Genomic DNA, 17179 nt, shown 5'->3' with positions numbered 1-17179 from the left:
TTTTCAGAGCAATGCAATGCGCAAATGACGCGTTCCGGGTCAGAAACCGCCAAATTGACCAGAGGTTGTTGCCAAATCGGTCAGGTATTGAGCAGTTCAGAGGCCGCGGGCACAGGATTGGGAACTGCCAAATAATCGGTGGCAGGGATGGAAATCAGCCCCCGCAAATGCAGCAAATCTCGGTCCTGTTCGGCAAGCGAACGTATCGCGGCGCGAACGGCCTGTGCGATGGCCTGCGGATCTTGTGTCGCAGCCGTTATGTATGGCAAGGCCGGTGTCGCAGACGTCGCTGCAACATCGCGCAGGGCGGCCCCAATGTCGGTATGCTCTTTGAGCAGTTCCCACGTAACAGCGTCCAGACAGGCGAAATCTGCGCGTCCTTCCGCGACATACTGGGCCGACACCGCGTGGCCTCCGGTCTGTAAAACTTTCGCGGGCAATCGACTGTTGTGGGTCAGGTGAACCATCGGAGCAGCCCAGCCCGACTGGGACAAAGGCTCATTGAAGGCAAATGTGCCGCTTACAAGCTGGTCCAGACCGCGTGGATCGTCCCGCCGGGCAACAAAGATCGAACGATAATATCCCGGGGGGCACCCGTCCAAACCATAATCCGGCGTTCCAACCAGCTTGACCCCGCCGTGCAGTCGCGTGCGGTAGGGCATTCCACAGGTTTGTGCGAACAGCAGGTCGGGACTTTGCCACACGTCCCAGACATCTTCGTCTCGGGTAAGGTGAGAGGGGCCAAAACCCAGGTTTTCGCGAATCAATGACCAAAAGCGATCATTTGCGGATCGCAGCGCGGGCATGTCGTACATGCCCAGCATGGCTATCACGATTTGGCCGCCTTTTGCCGCGCCCGGGCCGAGTCGACATCGCTGACCCCTAGCAAGCTCACCACCAAACGAAGCAGGGAATCTTCCTCACCCGTGCGGTGCCCGTCGGCCAGCGCAACCGACCACAGCGCCTGAACCACCGCCAGACGGTCGTCATATGCAACGGCTTCCTTGATCGCGCGTGTAAATCGAACCGTGTCCGGGGCTTCGGCCTCAAGGTCTTCGGCGCGGGCGCGTAGCGCGGCGGCCTCAAACGGCGACAGTCCATAACGCTCGGCAGAGATACGGTCGATTCGCGACATCTCGCTGTCGGCATAATCATTGTCGGACCTGGCAATGCGCACCAGCAGGGCGGTCAAGGCCAGACGTGCATCATCATCGGCAAGCGGGTCGGGCTGTGGCTGTGTCAGCCGGGACAGGAAATCACTAAACATGCGCAAGATATAGAGGCCGCCTAAGTTTCTTCCAAGCGCCTTTGGACCCGATCGCGCGCTGTCTGACTGTCCTTGAAGCTCAGGCCCATTGCGATGCGAGCTTCTTCGACGATTTTCATCTCACCTTCATCCGAATTTCCGTCGGCCAGCACAACCTCCCAAAGAGCGTCAAGAGCGGCAAGGCGTTCGTGCAGGTCGGTGGTTTCCCGGATCAGTTTTCCGAACGTATCCGTTTCGGGCGCCGCCGCGTGCAGCTTTTCGCAAGTGGCGCGAACTTTGGCCGCCTCGATCGCGTTGTGCTGATAGAGGCGAGCCAGGATACGGTCGATCAGGCTGATTTCTTCCAGTTTGTAATCGCGATCTGCCTGCGCAACGCGAACCATAAGTGCGCCCAAAGCCAGTTCAGCGTCCGGGTCGGGAAGGTTGTCATGCTGCGGCGGGCGAAAAGCCTGAAAGAACTTTTTCAACATGGTGCGAGGTTATTCCATATTTTGTAGACCGCCAAGCGTGGACAACACGTCATAGGCGTAAATCGTCAAAAGTCCGCCTGCGGCGGATCGGCCAATTGCCTTATTCTGTTATCTTAGTTCAGAGCCTCTTTAGCCTTTTCCTGCAGCCACGCCAGCATATTCCTGTACGGAACCGGGCCATAGCTGATCCGCGCCACACCCAGAGAAGCGAGGGTGGACTTGTCCGGAGTTCCGGGCAACGCAATGATATTGAGCGGCATATCGGTTGAGTCCACCAATTCTGCAATCATAGCTTCATCCTTCAGGCCGGGGGCGAAAAAGCCGCTTGCACCGGCGTCTGCATAAGCTGCGGCGCGGGCCATTGCTTCGTCCAACATGGCCCTGTCATGTGTGTCCGGATGGGCCTTTAGGAATATGTCCGTGCGCGCATTTATGAATGCAGGGATACCTGCAGCGTCGCAGCCCTCGCGCATGGCCCCGACCCGCGCGGCCTGCGTTTCAATGTCATAAAGTTTATTCGTACCAACGACTTGATCCTCGAAGTTAAAGCCGACAACGCCCGTTTCCAACGCGCGCTGAGCATTGACGACGATCCCCACGGTATCCTCGGCATAAGCTCCTTCGATGTCCATTGTTACCGGTACGTCCACCGCGCCGACGATCCTGCGCGCATTTTCCAGCGCCAATTCAAAGGGGATATTCTGCCCGTCCGCGTAACCTTGCGCCATGGCAACCGGCGCGCTTCCGGTGGCAATAGCCTTGGCGCCAGCATCGCTTACGGCAGCGGCACTGCCAGCGTCCCAGATGTTATAGAGTACAACCGGATCGCCCTTTTTGTGCAAGGCTGCAAATGTCTCTGCGCGCGTGACCTGATCTGCCATGACCATCCTCCTGTCGCCGTGGTGAGGACAGTTAAATGCGCAAACGGTCGGTGCGTACAGGTTTTTTCGCACCGACCGCTAAATCGCAGAAGTGTTAGGAATGTCAGACCAGACGAGAGGTGTCTTTGGCGGCCCGCACAAAATCACGGAATAGGGGGTGAGGATCGAAGGGTTTCGATTTCAGTTCCGGATGGTACTGCACCCCGATGAACCACGGGTGATCCGACCATTCCACGATTTCCGGCAGACGTCCGTCAGGGGACATGCCCGAGAATTTTAGTCCGGCCTTTTCCAACTGCTCGCGGTATTTGATGTCGACCTCATAGCGGTGGCGGTGACGCTCTTCGATGTTGGTGCCGCCGTAAACCTCGGCCACTTTCGAGCCATCGGCCAGAACCGCATCATATGCGCCCAGTCGCATAGTGCCGCCTTTGTCATCACCGACCTTGCGTTCCACCTTGTGGTTGCCCTGAACCCATTCCTTCAGGTGATAAACCACGGGTTCAAAACGCTTTTTGCCTGCTTCGTGGTCGAATTCTTCGGAACCCGCCTCTTTGATGCCAGCCGCGTTCCGGGCGGCTTCGATAACGGCCATCTGCATGCCAAGGCAGATACCCAGATAGGGAACCTTATGCTCACGCGCGTATTGCGCTGCCTTGATCTTGCCTTCCGTGCCGCGCTCGCCGAACCCGCCGGGGACGAGGATGGCATGGAAGCCTTCCAGATGCGGCGCGGCGTCTTCGGTGTCGAACACCTCGGCGTCAACCCACTCGACCTTGACCTTGACGCGGTTGGCCATGCCGCCATGGGTCAGAGCCTCGGCAATCGACTTATAGGCATCTTCCAACTGAGTGTATTTGCCGACGATAGCGACCTTCACCTCGCCCTCGGCGTTATGGATGCGGTCGCTGACGTCTTCCCATTTCGTCAGATCAGGTTTCGGGGCAGGGCTGATCTGGAAGGCGTCCAGAACGGCCTGATCCAGACCTTCCTTGTGATACGCCAGCGGCGCATCGTAGATCGTGCTCAGGTCCTGCGCCGCGATAACGCTGTCAGGGCGCACGTTGCAGAACAGGGCCAGCTTTTCGCGTTCTTTCTTTGGGATCGGACCTTCTGACCGGCAGACCAGAATATCGGGGGCCAGACCAATCGAGCGCAGTTCCTTGACCGAGTGCTGGGTCGGCTTGGTTTTCAACTCACCGGACGCCTTGATGTAGGGCAGCAGCGTCAGGTGCATGAACATACATTGGCCACGCGGCTTGTCCTGGCTGAACTGACGGATGGCTTCAAAGAAGGGCAGACCTTCGATGTCACCTACGGTGCCGCCGATCTCACACAGCATGAAATCGACCTCATCCTCGCCAATGGCGATGAAGTCCTTGATCTCGTTGGTGACGTGCGGGATCACCTGAATGGTCTTGCCGAGGTAATCGCCACGGCGCTCTTTTTCCAACACGTTGGAATAGATCCGCCCCGAGCTGACCGAGTCGGTCTTGCGCGCGGCCACGCCCGTAAACCGTTCGTAGTGCCCAAGGTCCAGATCGGTCTCGGCCCCGTCATCGGTGACGAACACTTCGCCATGCTCAAATGGCGACATGGTGCCGGGGTCGACGTTCAGATAAGGGTCCAGCTTGCGCAGCCGGACCGAGTAGCCCCGAGCCTGCAACAGCGCGCCCAAAGCCGCCGAAGCCAGTCCTTTTCCCAAGGACGAAACCACACCACCAGTGATGAAAATAAATCGCGCCATAGTTTTTCGGCTGCTCCCGTGAGACGTCAAAATAAGCTGCCCGGCGGTTCCGAAAAACCGCTGCATCACGGGACTTCACGTATAAAGGATTCGCGCCAAAAGCGCAAGAGAACCGCAAGATGCTGTTGCAGTCCTCTTTCAGGTTTCTAGGTTTGGTAGATCAGTCGGCTTGCGGGATCAGCGGCGCGTTGTCGCCCTGTGCCGGAGGCAGCAGATCATCCGCTTCGGGAACCGTTGTTTCGCTTTCTTCGGTCGCTGCCGGAGCCGGAACGCCCAGACGATCGATAACCGAACTTCCCGATGATTTCTGCGCCGCCAGAATAGTCAGCGTGATCGACGTGACGATAAAGCAAGCGGCCAGAATCCATGTGACCTTACCCAACGCAGTCGCCGCAGCACGGCCACTCACGGCGCCGCCACCGCCGCCACCCATGCCGAGGCCACCTCCTTCGGACCGCTGCATCAGAACAACGGCGATCAGGCCCAGAGCCAGAAGAAGATGGATGATGAGAACGACGTTTTCCATGGTGGTCCTGTACAGCGTGACGTGTATCGCGAGGTACTTATGCAAGTTTGGTTCCGGGGGCAAGTCACGAGTTCTCATCACACGCCTTGATGTGGCAGATCACACCAAAGGGGCTGGACAGATTGGCAGATGGTGGCGCAACCTTCCGCTATGCCGCACGATAATCACGACCACCCACACGCCTTGCTGCCGCCCGAACCCGCTCTGCGGGTCAAGGCTCTGGAAACGATTCTGACCCGGAAGGGACTGATCGACCCGGCGGCGTTGGATGAAATCATCGACACCTATCAAAACAAGATAGGACCAAAAAACGGCGCACGGGTCGTTGCGAAGGCTTGGACAGATCCAGAATTCAAGCGAGCCTTGCTAGAGGACGCAACGCCAGTCGTCGCCGAGCTTGGTTTCTATGGGCGTCAGGGCGAGCACATCGTCGTGGTCGAAAATACGCCCGAGCAGCACAACATGGTCGTTTGCACGTTGTGCAGTTGTTATCCGTGGCCGCTGCTTGGTATTCCGCCCGGCTGGTATAAATCTGACGCCTATCGCGCCCGAACGGTGCGCGAGCCTCGAAAGGTGCTGGCAGAGTTCGGGGTTGTGCTGCCAAGTGGAACAGCTGTGCGTGTTTGGGATTCGACTGCCGAGATTCGCTACCTTGTCTTGCCTATGCGACCTGTCGGATCGGAAGGGCTGGACGAGGACGAACTGGCCGCTCTGGTGACACGAGACAGTATGATCGGCACTGGACTGCCCAGGGTTCCCTCATGACACGCGCACACGACATGGGCGGGCGGTTTGGAGACGGTCCCGTGTTGCCAGATGGGGAAGACGCCCCCGTCTTTTCCCAAGAATGGCACGGGCGCGCTTTGGCGGTCACTCTGGCCGCAGGGTTCTTGGGGCAATGGAATATAGACATCTCCCGGCACGCGCGCGAAAGGCTTTCACCCAAAGATTACGCTCGGTTTTCCTACTACGAAAAGTGGATATCTGCGCTGGCCGATCTGCTGGTTGAACGGGGCGTCCTGACGGTGGATGACTTGGCCGGTAGGGACGCACCACAAGACTTGCATCCGCTGAGGTCGCGCATGTTGCAAGCAGATGCTGTCGCTGGCGCATTGTCCAGAGGCGGCCCAGCAGACCGTGCCTCGGGTGTGCCGGTGAAATTTACAGTGGGACAAAGCGTCCGAACTGTTCGTCCTAGCGCGAACCGACTTGTTGATGGCGGGCACACGAGGCTGCCGAGCTATGCGGCTGGGGCAGAGGGGCGGATTCTGCGTTTGCACGGCACGCACGTATTTCCAGACTCCAACGCTCATGGCCTCGGAGAAGCGCCGGAGCCTCTATTCGCAGTGGTCTTTCTGGCGTCTGAACTATGGACGAACCCGGAAAACCCGCGGGATGAGGTCATTCTCGACCTTTGGCAAAGTTACCTGGAGCCCACATGAGCCACAGCGATAACCAATCAGCACCACAGCCAGTCTTTGACGAACCCTGGCATGCTCAGATTTTTGCTATGACAGTCGCATTGAACGAGGCTGGACGATTGGATTGGTCCGACTGGGCCGCGCGGTTTTCGGCAACTCTGCAGCGCTACAGATTGGATCGGGAACTGAACGGTGGGGACGATTACTTCCGCGCTTGGCTGGATACGTTGGAACAGTTTCTGGCTGAGCAGGGTGCCACCCAGTCCGGGGAACTCGCGAACATAAGTGCTGCTTGGAGAGAAGCCTATTTGACTACACCCCACGGGCAGCCGGTGGTATTGTCTGGTCTGCCGTAGGGGGCGCTGCCCCCGCCGCCCGTTCCGGGCGACTCCCCCGGGATATTTTCAGCCAGATGAACAAGGGATCCGAACTTCATCTGGCTCGTAAATATCCCCGCCGGAGGCACCGCGCGTAGCGCGGTTCTGAACTGCGGCGAATTACCGGTTTCCCTGCGGCTGTCACATCGTTATACGAGCCGAGTTTGATAAATCAGCGCTAAAGGACCGGATATGGCCAATGTGGTTGTTGTCGGCGCCCAATGGGGTGACGAAGGAAAAGGCAAGATCGTCGACTGGCTCAGCGAGCGAGCAGATGTGATCGCGCGTTTTCAAGGTGGGCATAATGCCGGCCATACGTTGGTCATTGATGGCGAAGTGTATAAACTGCACGCGCTTCCCTCGGGCGTTGTACGGGGCGGTAAGTTGAGTGTCATTGGGAACGGCGTTGTTCTCGATCCTTGGCACCTGATCAAAGAAATTGGAACAGTCCGGGCGCAGGGCGTCGAGATCACTCCTGAAACACTGATGATTGCCGAAAACACGCCGTTGATTTTGCCGATCCATGGTGAGCTTGACCGCGCGCGCGAGGAAGCGGCCAGCAAGGGAACGAAGATCGGAACGACCGGTCGCGGCATTGGTCCAGCATACGAGGATAAAGTGGGGCGCCGGTCCGTGCGTGTTGCCGATCTTGCGGATGAAGCCACGTTGGAAGCTCGGGTGGATCGCGCGTTGCAGCACCATGACCCGTTGCGCAAAGGGCTGGGCATCGCGCCTGTCGATCGCGACGCATTGATTGCGGAGCTGAAGGAAATCGCGTCTGAAATCCTACCCTTCGCCGCACCCGTCTGGAAGGTGCTGAACGAAAAGCGCAAGGCAGGTAAGCGAATCCTGTTTGAGGGGGCTCAGGGCGCCCTCTTGGATATCGACTTTGGAACCTATCCGTTTGTGACGTCCTCTAACGTTATCGCGGGGCAGGCGGCCACTGGTGTCGGTATTGGGCCGGGTTCGATCGATTTCGTCTTGGGGATTGTCAAAGCGTATACGACTCGGGTTGGTGAAGGTCCGTTCCCGACGGAGTTGGACGACGCTGACGGTCAGCGCCTTGGAGAGCGCGGCCACGAGTTTGGCACGACCACCGGCCGCAAGCGGCGTTGTGGGTGGTTTGACGCCTGCCTTGTACGCCAAACTTGTGCGACCAGTGGTGTAAACGGGATCTCGCTGACCAAGCTCGACGTATTGGACGGGTTTGAAACACTAAAAATCTGCACTGGGTACGAGTTGGACGGCGAGCATTTGGATTACCTGCCAACCGCGGCTGATCAGCAGGCGCGTTGCACTCCCATCTATGAAGAGATGCCAGGGTGGAGCGAATCCACGGAAGGCGCGCGGAGCTGGGCAGACCTGCCGGCGAATGCGATCAAATACGTGCGTCGGGTAGAAGAACTGATCGAGTGTCCCGTCGCACTCTTGTCCACCAGCCCGGAGCGGGACGACACCATTCTGGTGACCGACCCATTCGCCGACTGATGGTCGACGAAAAGAAGCCCGGCCTTAGCTACAAAGCCCGTCGGCGCTGGTCGCTGGTATTGCTGTTGGTCGGGCTGCCTGCTTACATCGTGGCGGTTGTGACGGTCGTGAACTGGCTCGACCGTCCTCCGATCTGGTTGGAACTTCTGGTTTATGTGGTTCTGGGCGTTTTGTGGGCCTTGCCTTTCAAATTCGTTTTCAGAGGCGTGGGCAAAGAGGACCCCAATCAATCCTCGGACTAGGCGTTTTTCACCGTCTGTTTCCGGCATCAAGCTGCGGCCAGGTGAGGATCGCGCGCGCAAAGGCGTGATACTCGCCTGAAATTTCCTCGGCCAGGCTGAAAGGTGAAGGCCACGGGGTCGTCAGGGTTGCCTCGACCTGTCCAGTGATGAGTTTGAGTTCGGCATGGTGCTTGGTCGCGAGGCGGCGCATTTTCTGGTTCGTGGCCAAGCAAAGCATGTGGACCTCGCGAATCCCCCGGTTTCGGGCCGCCGCTATGATTCGAGACAGCAAGGCGTCTCCTATCCCGCGATCCTGCCACGGCGTTTCGACTGTAAATGCTACTTCTGCAACGTTTTTTGGGCTGTCCGGCACAGTCCGAAGCTCGCCAACCCCGCGAAGGCAGGAATCTGGAAATGCTCCGTAGATCAGCGAAGGGTAGTCAAACATTCCGGCAAGATATGTTTGGACGAAATCCGCATTGACCGGCATGCCAAAACGCGAGGCCAGGGCTTCTGTATCCAAGTTCCTGTAGTGACTTAATATTTTCGGTTTGTCGTAGATTCTAAGTCGTCGTATCGGGAGTTCATACATGGCACGACTCCTGTTTGAATGAACTATTGCAATCCAATTCGTAAACAGGGCAATCGTATCACTTTTCTGCGGCGCAGCATAGTTGGTGTGTCGCTCCGATGTGCCGCAGTCGTACCAAATCGCAAAGCGCACAAAAATAGGGCCGACGCATTGCGCCGACCCTTTGTGTCAGAGGTCAGTAGCAATTAGCCAGCGGCGCGTTCGTCATCGGGGCGGTAGCCGATCTGAGTGGACGCCGCGAACCGACCGCCACCGGCTTTTTCGATTTTACCGTCGCGCAGCAACTGGCCGAACGAACGAAGGCTTTCCTCGCGGTTGAAGTCGTCCTGCTTGAGCGACCGAATCTTGTTCATCAATTGTGGGCGCGAAAACTGTTCCTGACCTTCGATGAACGACAGATACGCTGCTGCGGCCTCCAGAAGTTCGGGCAGGGATTGTGCGCCTTGCTCTTGCGCGAACATTGCAAAGCCACCTTCTTCGCCCAACTGGTTCTCGGCTTCGGTCTGAACACGGCGCGGTGTCACCGGTCCTGCGTCCTCGTCCTGATTGTCGATCCGTTGCTCGGCAACCAGCTTGAGAGGGGCCAGGGCGTCAGACTGAGGACGCATGCTGGTCACCTGAATCTCAGGGCGTCGAGGGCTGACCGCCGAGGTCAGATTGCGATATTCGTCTTCGGCGTCGTCTGCTTTGGGCTTGTCCTTGCGTTCCGCCTCGGTCGCGGCGACTGCTGCGCGAAGGTGAGAATAGGTTTCCCGCTGCGAATTCGACGCCGGATCGTCCATTTGGACCTCGGCCTTGTCCATCAAACGCGTCACATCTTGGTCCGGCGTTGCGGAATCGGGCGCAGGTTCCGCCGCGCGATTTGCAAGAAACGCTTCAACTTCCGAAATCTCGTGCAGCAGGTTTTCTTCATCCTCAGCGCTCAGGATACCTTCCTCGGTGTCGGCGACGGTTTCTTCAAGCTCAGCAGACTCATCGTTCTCAGTATCGTCACTGAGGATGTTGAGAATCTCCTCATCCGCGTTTTCGTCATCTTCCGAAAACAGAACTTCGGGATCAGGTGTTTCTTCCTCGGCCTCATCGTCAAATGCGGCCGGTGCATCTGGCTCGATCGTCTCGTCCGTTTCGGCGTATTCTTCAATCGGCGACACAGGCTCGGCTTCAGGCGTGGGTTCGTCCGCTTCGTCGGTCTCATAGTCTTCGAGAACGGGTTCACGCGCCGTGAATTGGAACGGCTCGTTTTCGGGCTGCGCGGGTGTGTCAGCTTCTTTTTCTTCCTGAAGGTCTGTTGCGCTCAGGCTGCCTGCTTCAAACGCGGCGGCAACAGCGTCCGACGGGCCTGCGGCCTCTTTCATCAGGGTTGTTTCTTCATCCTCTGCATAGATGACCGAGTTTTCGTCGGTGTGTGAGACAACGTCCCGAATCCGTTGCAGCTTGGCAGCGATGCTGTCAGCGGCAGGAGCAGATGTGTCCGCGACCGGTTCCGCATCTTCAAAGAACGTCGCAGGACTTTGTGCGGGCTGAGAGCTGATGGCTGGTTCTTCGACCGGGGTAGGAGTTTGGCTCACGGCCATGGTCGCCGGTGCGGCGGCGGATTCGGTTGCGCGAAGCAACAAGCCCGTTTCATTCTGGCGTGCCTCGACATGTCTGGATGCGTCACGCTGCGCGATGCGGGCCAGCATCTCGGCGTCTGGCTGAGGTGGTTCAGATCCGAAGTAACGATCCTCCGCCGCAAGGTCGCGGAAGTACTCTGCGATCGCCTTCATCGTCTCGAACGAATCGTCAAAACCTTCCAAAGTGCATGAGAAGGTTCCGTAGGAAACGGTCAAAACCTTGTTATTCTGTACCATCAGACGCACGTCCTCTACAAACTACCTGAACCAGCCTGCCCAGGTCCGGGCATGTCTATTGGTTCGAAACTTCGCTTATAAACCTATCATTTTGTGGTCTGAATGTGTCCAAATCCGGGAAAAATGATCAATCTTCGTAAAAATAGACCAATTGTGCGCTCTGATGAGCCAATTGCGCTGGTCGGAGGGGGCGAAATTGGCCCCGAAGATTTGGAGCTGGCGCTGATTCGCGCCAGGACGGTTGTGGCCGCCGACGGAGGGGCCGCCCCGCTGATGGACGCCGGGCGTATTCCGGACGCGGTTATTGGTGATTTTGATTCGCTGGAACCGCGCCACAAGGACCAAATTCCTGTCGATCGTCTGTTTCCAATTCGTGAACAAGACAGCACGGATTTCGACAAGTCGTTGCGCAATATCGAAGCGCCGCTGGTCTTTGGGGTTGGTTTTCTGGGCCGGCGTCTGGATCACCAGCTAGCTGTGCTTAATGGGTTGGTTCGGCGGCAGGATCGACCATGTGTTCTGCTTGGTGCGCGCGAAGTCGTGTTTCACGCCCCGCCCCGAATTGCGCTGGAGATACCGCCCGGAGACGTAGTCTCATTGTTTCCATTTCAGCGTGTAACGGGAAGAAGCCGAGGGCTGGAGTGGCCAATCGACGATCTGGTGCTTGAACCCAACGGGCTGGTCGGCACATCCAACCGAGCTTTGTCCCGCGTTGAGCTGCATTTGGACTGTCCGGGGTTGCTGGTGATGGTGCCTCGAGCCGCTTTGGATCAGGTCATGCAGGCGTTTCTGTCGGGGCAGACCGGGCGCTGGCCCGTTCGCGAAGAATGACATACAGCCCGGCAGCTACGGTGATCGCAATACCGATCGCGGCAATTCCGTCTGGCAAGTCGTGAAAAATCATCCAGCCGAACAGGGTTGCCACCGGAATTTCCAAGTACTGCATAGGCGCCAGCGTTGCCGAAGGCGCATAGCGCAAAGACCAGGTCATGAACAAGTGCGCCACGGTGCCCAAAAGCCCAATGGCAACAAGCAAGACATGGCTGTCACTGTTCGGGACAATCAACGAAAGCTCCCGCATGTCCGCAGCGGTTCCGAATAGCAGAATGGGCAGCAACATGGCTGTTGCCATGACGCCAGATACCGCTTGAAGGGCGATTGGATCGGTTTCTTTGGCGATCTGGCGCGTGACCAGCATGAACAGCGCAAAGACCACGGCAACGACAAGAGGCAACAGTGCTGCCGCCCCGACCTGGGCAAAGCTGGGCTGAATAACAAGCAAGGTGCCTGCGAACCCCACTATGCAGGCCGCAAGGCGTCTCAGGCCGACGTCCTCACCTAGTACATATTTGCCCAATAGCAGCATGATGAAGGGCATCACGAATGCAATGGCAACTGCATCCGCCAATGGCAGGAATTGCAGCGCGCTGAACATTGCGCTGATGCCGATGATGTGCAGAACGGTCCGAATGACCGTTAGCCGCAAGACGCGCCCTCGTAGCCGCCAGTTGCGGTTGGTTGCAACGGTCAAAGGGACAAGCACCATTGCCTGAACCGCAAAGCGCACGAATACCAGCATCGCGACCGGTGTCGTTTCACCCAACAGCTTGGCCATTGCGTCCCCCAGCGGGGCGAGCACGCAGAAACCAAGCATCAAGACGATGCCGAAGAGGGGACGATCCTGTGTCATGACCGCGACGCTACGGGTTTTGGGCGAAGGGGGAAAGCGGGTTGAGTCCCGGCTTGGCCCTGCACTTGGTCAGCAATTTGGAACGTTCACGGCCAGACCGCCCAGAGAAGTCTCTTTGTATTTTTCGTGCATGTCGTGCCCAGTCTGACGCATCGTCTCGATCACCGCATCCAGAGGCACAAAATGCCGGCCGTCTCCACGCAACGCCAGCGACGCCGCAGACACGGCCTTGATCGCGCCCAGCCCGTTTCGTTCGATACAGGGGACCTGCACCAGACCGGCGACCGGGTCGCAAGTCATGCCCAAGTGGTGCTCCAACGCAATCTCGGCGGCGTTTTCAACTTGCTCAGGCGTGCCCCCCATTACGGCGCACAGCCCTGCCGCGGCCATTGCCGAGGCGCTGCCGACTTCAGCCTGACATCCGGCCTCGGCCCCTGAGATCGAAGCGTTGAACTTCACCAGCCCGCCAATGGCGGCGGCGGTCAAAAGGAAATCCTCAATGTGGGTTTCAGACGCGCCGGGCACGTGGTCAAGGTAGTATCGCAACACGGCAGGAAGCACTCCGGCCGCCCCGTTTGTCGGCGCTGTGACCACCTGGCCTCCGGCGGCGTTTTCCTCGTTCACGGCCATGGCGTAGACGCTCATCCAGTCATTGATCGTGTGCGGAGCATTCAGGTTCATGCCCCGTTCGGCCTGAAGCGCGTCGTGGATACCCTTGGCGCGGCGGCGCACGTTCAAGCCACCGGGCAGGATGCCGTCGGTTGTCAGGCCGCGCTCGATGCAGTCGTTCATGACTTGCCACAATCGGGCCGAGCCTTTGGCAAAACTGTCCGCACATCCCCGCGCGATTTCGTTGGCGCGTTTCATCTCGGCGATGCTTTTGCCGCTGGCTTTTGCCATGTCCAGCATCTCGACCGCTGATTTGAAGGGGAAGGGAACCGGCGCGCCCTCGTCTGTGGCTTTACCCTCGGCCAGTTCTTCTTCGGTCAGGACAAAGCCGCCCCCGATCGAGTAATAGACCTGCCGCAAAATCACGTCACCCTGCGCGTCCGTGGCCATGAGAACCATACCGTTTGCGTGGCCGGGCAGGTTGTTTTCATAGTCAAAGATCAGGTCGGTTTTGGGATCGAATTGCAGCGTCGGCAATCCTTCGGGGGTTACGCTGTGACTCTCTTTGATCGCAACCAGAACGGCTTCGGCCTTTTCGTGGTCGTAGGTATCGGGAACGAACCCAGCCAGCCCCAATATCGTCGCGCGGTCCGTTGCATGCCCCACACCTGTGAAGGCCAGCGAACCGTGCAGCGACCCACGCAGGCCGGAGAACTCAAACGGAGACGCCCGCATCAGGTCCAGAAACCGCGCTGCGGCAACCATCGGCCCCATGGTATGAGACGAGGACGGGCCGATGCCCACTTTGAACATATCGAAGACAGACAGAAACATATCAGATAGCAGAGCCTTCTGGAGGGTTAGCATAAGACGGAGAGGTAAAGGGTGTCACTCCCAACCCCTCGGCTGCGGTGGCCGCGCGTGTTGCGTCTCGGGTTTCGAGCTGCAACAGAATCTCGCGCAAATGTGGCGTATGATCAATGTGATACCAGCTACGGTCGGCATCGATTGGGTAAAGGGCCATCCAGCGCATCTGGCAGGCGAGATAGTAGGTCAAAACTGACGGTTTGTCTGGCCGCAACCAGTCGGGCGCCTGTTTCGCGGTAGCTTCCAGAAGTTGAAGATGGTGGCGCAGTCGTTGGCGCATTCCGACGCGCAAGGGTTCGGTCTGCGAGACCTCTATGTATTTCTCGGCGTAGAAAAGAATTCGCAAGTCAGCGTGCAGCGTATTTGATGCAAAAAACAGCCATTTGAGAAAAGCGGCCCTATCAGGGCTCTGCGGTGCTGGCGCAAGCTGAGAGTGAGTATCCGCCAGCCAAAGCAGGATTGCGGCCGTTTCAAAAATCGGTCCCTGCGGAGTTTCCAGAACCGGGATGAGGCCATTGGGGTTCAGCGCCCGATACGCTGGGCTGTCCTGTTCGCACTGGCGGCGATCCACAAGTACGGTTTCAAAGGGAAGACCCATTTCTTCCAGCGCCAGCCGAATGACCAGCGACGCGTTGTCAGGGGCGTAGTGCAGTAGATAGGGGCTCTTCATGGACCCTATGTATACCGCGGCAGCGTTCGCCAAAGCCTCGATTGCGACGTTTCCCATCGGAAACGCGTAGTTTCGCGACATGTTGGCCCGGCAAATGGGTGAATTGGCTCTCGCAGTTGCCGTGGTCATTCCGTATAAGTCCGTCAGCAAAATAGGGAAAAGCCGCAATGATCGGAGAGTTGCCGCCTATCGACAAGGCCAAATACGTTGCTGCGCGACGCGCTGCCGACATGGTGCAGGACGGTATGCGTGTGGGGCTTGGAACCGGTTCGACCGCCGCTTGGATGGTGCGTCGATTGGGCGAGAGGGTGCAGCAGGGGCTCAAGATCAAAGGCGTCCCTACCTCGACCCGTACGGCACAACTGGCCCGTGAGGTCGGGATCGAGGTCGTTTCGTTGGATCAGGCCGGGTGGCTGGACATGACGATCGATGGCGCAGACGAGTTTGACGGAGAGCTCAATCTGATCAAAGGCGGCGGTGGCGCACATTTGCAGGAAAAGATCGTAGCGACCGCCAGCGATCAGATGGTGGTGATTGCAGATGCCGGCAAAGAGGTTGAAACGCTGGGTGCGTTTCCCTTGCCGATCGAAGTTATTCCCTTTGGATGGCAAACAACCCGGACCCTTGTCCAAGAGGTTTTGGACACGATGGATGTTCTGGGAACGTCGGCTGTACTTCGCATGAACGACAAAGCACCGTTTGTAACAGATGAAGGGAACCACGTTCTGGACCTGCACCTGCAACGGATCGGAAACGCCCGCCAACTGGCGATGGTGTTAAACCAGGTTCCCGGTGTCGTGGAAAACGGCCTGTTTGTCGATATCTGTGACAAGGTCGTGATCGGCTTTGGGGATGGACGGGTCGAACTGCGGGACATCAATGAAGGCACGATTGAGACGGATCAGCCTGCCGATAGCGTCAAGAACCTGTTCGCAGATATCGCGGAATGACAATAGACCTGAGGCCAAGTCGTGCAGCAACGCGTAGACTTCGGCAAACTTTCTGAACACCAAGGGTTGGAAGCTTGTTATTCGATCCCAGATACTCAACGAATTTTGGCATGACTGACAAAGGAACTCACGATGAGCTTTGACTACGATCTATTCGTTATCGGCGGAGGCTCGGGCGGGGTCCGCGCAGCACGTGTTGCGGCCGGAGAAACCGGAGCAAAAGTGGCGCTTGCGGAAGAGGACCGCTACGGCGGCACTTGTGTCATTCGGGGGTGTGTGCCGAAAAAGCTGATGGTGTTCGCAAGTGAATTCTCTGGCATGGTCGGGGACGCGCAGGCTTATGGTTGGGACATTCAGCCCGGTGCGTTCGGTTGGAACACCTTTCACGATAAACTGGTAGCCGAACTGGACCGGCTGGAAGGTATCTACCGAAATATCCTGAAGAACAACGGCGTCGAAAGTTATGATCAGCGTGCTCAGGTCGTGGACCCGCATACCGTTGAATTGGCGGACGGAACTCGCAAGACCGCCAAGCATATCCTGATTGCCACTGGCGGTCGCCCGGTTGTGCCGGATTTTCCGGGGTCGGACCTTGCGATCACGTCGAACGAGATTTACCATCTTGAGAAGCTGCCCGAAAGCATCCTGATTGTCGGAGGTGGTTATATCGCCAGCGAATTTGCCGGGATCATGAACGGGTTGGGCGTGAAAACTACTCAGTTCTACCGGGGCGCGCAAATCTTGCGGGGCTTTGACGAAGAAGCCCGTGGTCTGATTTGTGAAGAAATGCGGCAGAACGGTATTGATGTGCGCTTGGGCACCAATGTGCTGGAGATGACGAAAGACGGCGACAAGATCCGCGTGAAAGCCACAGATGGTACAGAAGATCAGTTTGACGTCGTTATGTATGCAACTGGTCGCACACCCAATGCGGATGGGCTTGGCCTTGAGGCGCTGGGCGTTGAACGCGGTCGCAAGGGTGAGATCATCGTTGATGACTATAGCCAGACAGGTGTTCCCTCGATCTATGCCATCGGCGATGTGACCGACCGGGTGAACCTGACTCCGGTTGCGATCCGCGAAGGCATGGCATTCGTCGAGACGGTCTTCAAAGGTAACCCGACGCCGGTAGATCACGAGCTGATCCCAACGGCGATTTTCACGCAGCCGGAATTCGGGACTGTGGGCCTCAGCGAGGAAGAAGCCGCCACGCAGGAACCGATCGAAGTCTATGCCACGTCCTTCAAGCCAATGCAGAAAGCCTTTGCAGGTGGAACGCAGCGGGTATTGATGAAGCTGATCGTCAGTCAGGCGACTCGCAAGGTTCTGGGCTGTCACATTGTCGCTCCGGGCGCGGGCGAGATGATCCAGCTTGCGGGAATTGCCGTAAAAATGGGCGCAACCAAGGAAGATTTTGACAGGACAGTCGCAGTTCACCCGGTTATGGCCGAGGAACTGGTGACAATGCGGGAACCCGTGCGCACTGCTTGATTTGCAACCGCGCGCACACAAGTTACAAAGGACGCCGTGATCACACGGTCCAATACAAGGGA

The 17179-nt window shown here is 57.9% G+C and carries 19 protein-coding genes; 8 read left to right on the top strand and 11 right to left on the bottom strand.

Annotated elements, in window-relative coordinates:
• Positions 1 to 80 precede the first annotated feature (80 nt).
• The 6 genes from ACR0B7_RS05870 to secG all read right to left on the bottom strand — a co-directional run bounded on the left by ACR0B7_RS05870 (position 81) and on the right by secG (position 4891).
• Positions 81 to 833 carry a PhnD/SsuA/transferrin family substrate-binding protein gene (locus ACR0B7_RS05870; protein WP_170482735.1) on the bottom strand — a complete coding sequence of 251 codons (753 nt, stop codon included), beginning with the start codon at positions 831 to 833 and terminating at the stop codon, positions 81 to 83.
• Positions 830 to 1267 carry a tellurite resistance TerB family protein gene (locus ACR0B7_RS05865; RefSeq protein ID WP_170383629.1) on the bottom strand — a complete coding sequence of 146 codons (438 nt, stop codon included), beginning with the start codon at positions 1265 to 1267 and terminating at the stop codon, positions 830 to 832. The genes ACR0B7_RS05870 and ACR0B7_RS05865 overlap by 4 nt, the downstream gene beginning before the upstream one ends.
• Positions 1268 to 1287: 20 nt before the next feature.
• A complete protein-coding gene (locus tag ACR0B7_RS05860) occupies positions 1288 to 1737 on the bottom strand; it encodes a tellurite resistance TerB family protein (RefSeq protein ID WP_170383631.1) in 450 nt (149 codons plus the stop codon).
• Between the two features lie 113 nt (positions 1738 to 1850).
• A complete protein-coding gene (locus ACR0B7_RS05855) occupies positions 1851 to 2618 on the bottom strand; it encodes an isocitrate lyase/PEP mutase family protein (RefSeq protein ID WP_170482731.1) in 768 nt (255 codons plus the stop codon).
• A gap of 103 nt (positions 2619 to 2721) precedes the next feature.
• On the bottom strand, positions 2722 to 4365 hold the full coding sequence (locus ACR0B7_RS05850) for a CTP synthase (RefSeq protein ID WP_170482727.1): 1644 nt from the start codon (positions 4363 to 4365) through the stop codon (positions 2722 to 2724).
• Between the two features lie 160 nt (positions 4366 to 4525).
• Positions 4526 to 4891: a preprotein translocase subunit SecG gene (gene secG / locus ACR0B7_RS05845; protein ID WP_170384177.1), complete on the bottom strand. Its 366-nt coding sequence runs from the start codon at positions 4889 to 4891 to the stop codon at positions 4526 to 4528.
• Between the two features lie 150 nt (positions 4892 to 5041).
• Between secG and nthA the strand changes: the two genes are divergently transcribed.
• The 5 genes from nthA (at position 5042) to ACR0B7_RS05820 (ending at position 8419) form a co-directional block, all read left to right on the top strand.
• Positions 5042 to 5656 carry a nitrile hydratase subunit alpha gene (nthA, locus tag ACR0B7_RS05840; protein ID WP_170569103.1) on the top strand — a complete coding sequence of 205 codons (615 nt, stop codon included), beginning with the start codon at positions 5042 to 5044 and terminating at the stop codon, positions 5654 to 5656.
• Positions 5653 to 6333, top strand: a complete 681-nt coding sequence (gene nthB, locus ACR0B7_RS05835) for a nitrile hydratase subunit beta (protein WP_170482721.1) — start codon at positions 5653 to 5655, stop codon at positions 6331 to 6333. The genes nthA and nthB overlap by 4 nt, the downstream gene beginning before the upstream one ends.
• Positions 6330 to 6668 carry a nitrile hydratase accessory protein gene (locus ACR0B7_RS05830; RefSeq protein WP_170482716.1) on the top strand — a complete coding sequence of 113 codons (339 nt, stop codon included), beginning with the start codon at positions 6330 to 6332 and terminating at the stop codon, positions 6666 to 6668. The genes nthB and ACR0B7_RS05830 overlap by 4 nt, the downstream gene beginning before the upstream one ends.
• A 213-nt stretch (positions 6669 to 6881) precedes the next feature.
• Positions 6882 to 8177, top strand: coding sequence for an adenylosuccinate synthase (locus tag ACR0B7_RS05825; protein WP_170482714.1), 1296 nt, complete (start codon positions 6882 to 6884; stop codon positions 8175 to 8177).
• Positions 8177 to 8419, top strand: a complete 243-nt coding sequence (locus ACR0B7_RS05820; RefSeq protein ID WP_170482711.1) for a DUF2842 domain-containing protein — start codon at positions 8177 to 8179, stop codon at positions 8417 to 8419. The genes ACR0B7_RS05825 and ACR0B7_RS05820 overlap by 1 nt, the downstream gene beginning before the upstream one ends.
• A gap of 7 nt (positions 8420 to 8426) precedes the next feature.
• Here ACR0B7_RS05820 and ACR0B7_RS05815 read toward each other — a convergent pair whose 3' ends face one another.
• Positions 8427 to 8990 carry a GNAT family N-acetyltransferase gene (locus tag ACR0B7_RS05815; RefSeq protein WP_170482707.1) on the bottom strand — a complete coding sequence of 188 codons (564 nt, stop codon included), beginning with the start codon at positions 8988 to 8990 and terminating at the stop codon, positions 8427 to 8429.
• A 185-nt stretch (positions 8991 to 9175) separates the two neighbouring features.
• Entirely contained in the window at positions 9176 to 10840 is a 1665-nt protein-coding gene (locus tag ACR0B7_RS05810) for a hypothetical protein (protein WP_170576531.1), read from the bottom strand.
• Positions 10841 to 10963: 123 nt separating this feature from the next.
• On the opposite strand from ACR0B7_RS05810, the gene ACR0B7_RS05805 reads away from it, so the two are divergent.
• Positions 10964 to 11671: a thiamine diphosphokinase gene (locus ACR0B7_RS05805; RefSeq protein ID WP_170482700.1), complete on the top strand. Its 708-nt coding sequence runs from the start codon at positions 10964 to 10966 to the stop codon at positions 11669 to 11671.
• On the opposite strand, the gene ACR0B7_RS05800 is transcribed toward ACR0B7_RS05805, so the two are convergent.
• The 3 genes from ACR0B7_RS05800 to ACR0B7_RS05790 form a co-directional block, all read right to left on the bottom strand.
• On the bottom strand, positions 11616 to 12530 hold the full coding sequence (locus ACR0B7_RS05800) for a DMT family transporter (protein ID WP_170482696.1): 915 nt from the start codon (positions 12528 to 12530) through the stop codon (positions 11616 to 11618). The two genes, ACR0B7_RS05805 and ACR0B7_RS05800, sit on opposite strands and share 56 nt — an antisense overlap.
• Positions 12531 to 12599: 69 nt before the next feature.
• Positions 12600 to 13973 (bottom strand): L-serine ammonia-lyase, encoded by a 1374-nt coding sequence (locus ACR0B7_RS05795; protein ID WP_170482693.1) that lies wholly within the window; start codon positions 13971 to 13973, stop codon positions 12600 to 12602.
• Between the two features lies 1 nt (position 13974).
• The gene (locus ACR0B7_RS05790) at positions 13975 to 14676 is read right to left on the bottom strand and encodes a glutathione S-transferase family protein (RefSeq protein WP_170569455.1); all 702 of its coding nucleotides are present in this window, start codon (positions 14674 to 14676) and stop codon (positions 13975 to 13977) included.
• Between the two features lie 167 nt (positions 14677 to 14843).
• Here ACR0B7_RS05790 and rpiA point away from each other — a divergent pair, with 167 nt between their 5' ends.
• Together rpiA and gor are read left to right on the top strand one after the other, a co-directional pair.
• The gene (rpiA, locus tag ACR0B7_RS05785; protein ID WP_170576530.1) at positions 14844 to 15626 is read left to right on the top strand and encodes a ribose-5-phosphate isomerase RpiA; all 783 of its coding nucleotides are present in this window, start codon (positions 14844 to 14846) and stop codon (positions 15624 to 15626) included.
• Between the two features lie 132 nt (positions 15627 to 15758).
• Positions 15759 to 17117 (top strand): glutathione-disulfide reductase, encoded by a 1359-nt coding sequence (gene gor / locus ACR0B7_RS05780; RefSeq protein WP_170482687.1) that lies wholly within the window; start codon positions 15759 to 15761, stop codon positions 17115 to 17117.
• Positions 17118 to 17179: the final 62 nt, after the last annotated feature.

The organism is Ruegeria sp. BB6 (genome assembly GCF_056539385.1).
Note: the sequence above shows the minus strand (reverse complement) of the source record. Positions and strands in the feature narration are given on the sequence as shown.

What these genes read in the sequence shown, in the direction of transcription:
- ACR0B7_RS05820 (WP_170482711.1), top strand. Translation starts at nt 8,177, where the DNA reads ATGGTCGACGAAAAGAAGCCCGGCCTTAGCTACAAAGCCCGTCGGCGC.
- secG (WP_170384177.1), bottom strand. Translation starts at nt 4,891, where the DNA reads ATGGAAAACGTCGTTCTCATCATCCATCTTCTTCTGGCTCTGGGCCTG.
- ACR0B7_RS05790 (WP_170569455.1), bottom strand. Translation starts at nt 14,676, where the DNA reads ATGAAGAGCCCCTATCTACTGCACTACGCCCCTGACAACGCGTCGCTG.
- ACR0B7_RS05850 (WP_170482727.1), bottom strand. Translation starts at nt 4,365, where the DNA reads ATGGCGCGATTTATTTTCATCACTGGTGGTGTGGTTTCGTCCTTGGGA.
- ACR0B7_RS05805 (WP_170482700.1), top strand. Translation starts at nt 10,964, where the DNA reads ATGATCAATCTTCGTAAAAATAGACCAATTGTGCGCTCTGATGAGCCA.
- ACR0B7_RS05865 (WP_170383629.1), bottom strand. Translation starts at nt 1,267, where the DNA reads ATGTTTAGTGATTTCCTGTCCCGGCTGACACAGCCACAGCCCGACCCG.
- ACR0B7_RS05800 (WP_170482696.1), bottom strand. Translation starts at nt 12,530, where the DNA reads ATGACACAGGATCGTCCCCTCTTCGGCATCGTCTTGATGCTTGGTTTC.
- rpiA (WP_170576530.1), top strand. Translation starts at nt 14,844, where the DNA reads ATGATCGGAGAGTTGCCGCCTATCGACAAGGCCAAATACGTTGCTGCG.
- ACR0B7_RS05815 (WP_170482707.1), bottom strand. Translation starts at nt 8,990, where the DNA reads ATGTATGAACTCCCGATACGACGACTTAGAATCTACGACAAACCGAAA.
- nthA (WP_170569103.1), top strand. Translation starts at nt 5,042, where the DNA reads ATGCCGCACGATAATCACGACCACCCACACGCCTTGCTGCCGCCCGAA.
- gor (WP_170482687.1), top strand. Translation starts at nt 15,759, where the DNA reads ATGAGCTTTGACTACGATCTATTCGTTATCGGCGGAGGCTCGGGCGGG.
- ACR0B7_RS05855 (WP_170482731.1), bottom strand. Translation starts at nt 2,618, where the DNA reads ATGGCAGATCAGGTCACGCGCGCAGAGACATTTGCAGCCTTGCACAAA.
- ACR0B7_RS05795 (WP_170482693.1), bottom strand. Translation starts at nt 13,973, where the DNA reads ATGTTTCTGTCTGTCTTCGATATGTTCAAAGTGGGCATCGGCCCGTCC.
- nthB (WP_170482721.1), top strand. Translation starts at nt 5,653, where the DNA reads ATGACACGCGCACACGACATGGGCGGGCGGTTTGGAGACGGTCCCGTG.
- ACR0B7_RS05810 (WP_170576531.1), bottom strand. Translation starts at nt 10,840, where the DNA reads ATGGTACAGAATAACAAGGTTTTGACCGTTTCCTACGGAACCTTCTCA.
- ACR0B7_RS05825 (WP_170482714.1), top strand. Translation starts at nt 6,882, where the DNA reads ATGGCCAATGTGGTTGTTGTCGGCGCCCAATGGGGTGACGAAGGAAAA.
- ACR0B7_RS05830 (WP_170482716.1), top strand. Translation starts at nt 6,330, where the DNA reads ATGAGCCACAGCGATAACCAATCAGCACCACAGCCAGTCTTTGACGAA.
- ACR0B7_RS05860 (WP_170383631.1), bottom strand. Translation starts at nt 1,737, where the DNA reads ATGTTGAAAAAGTTCTTTCAGGCTTTTCGCCCGCCGCAGCATGACAAC.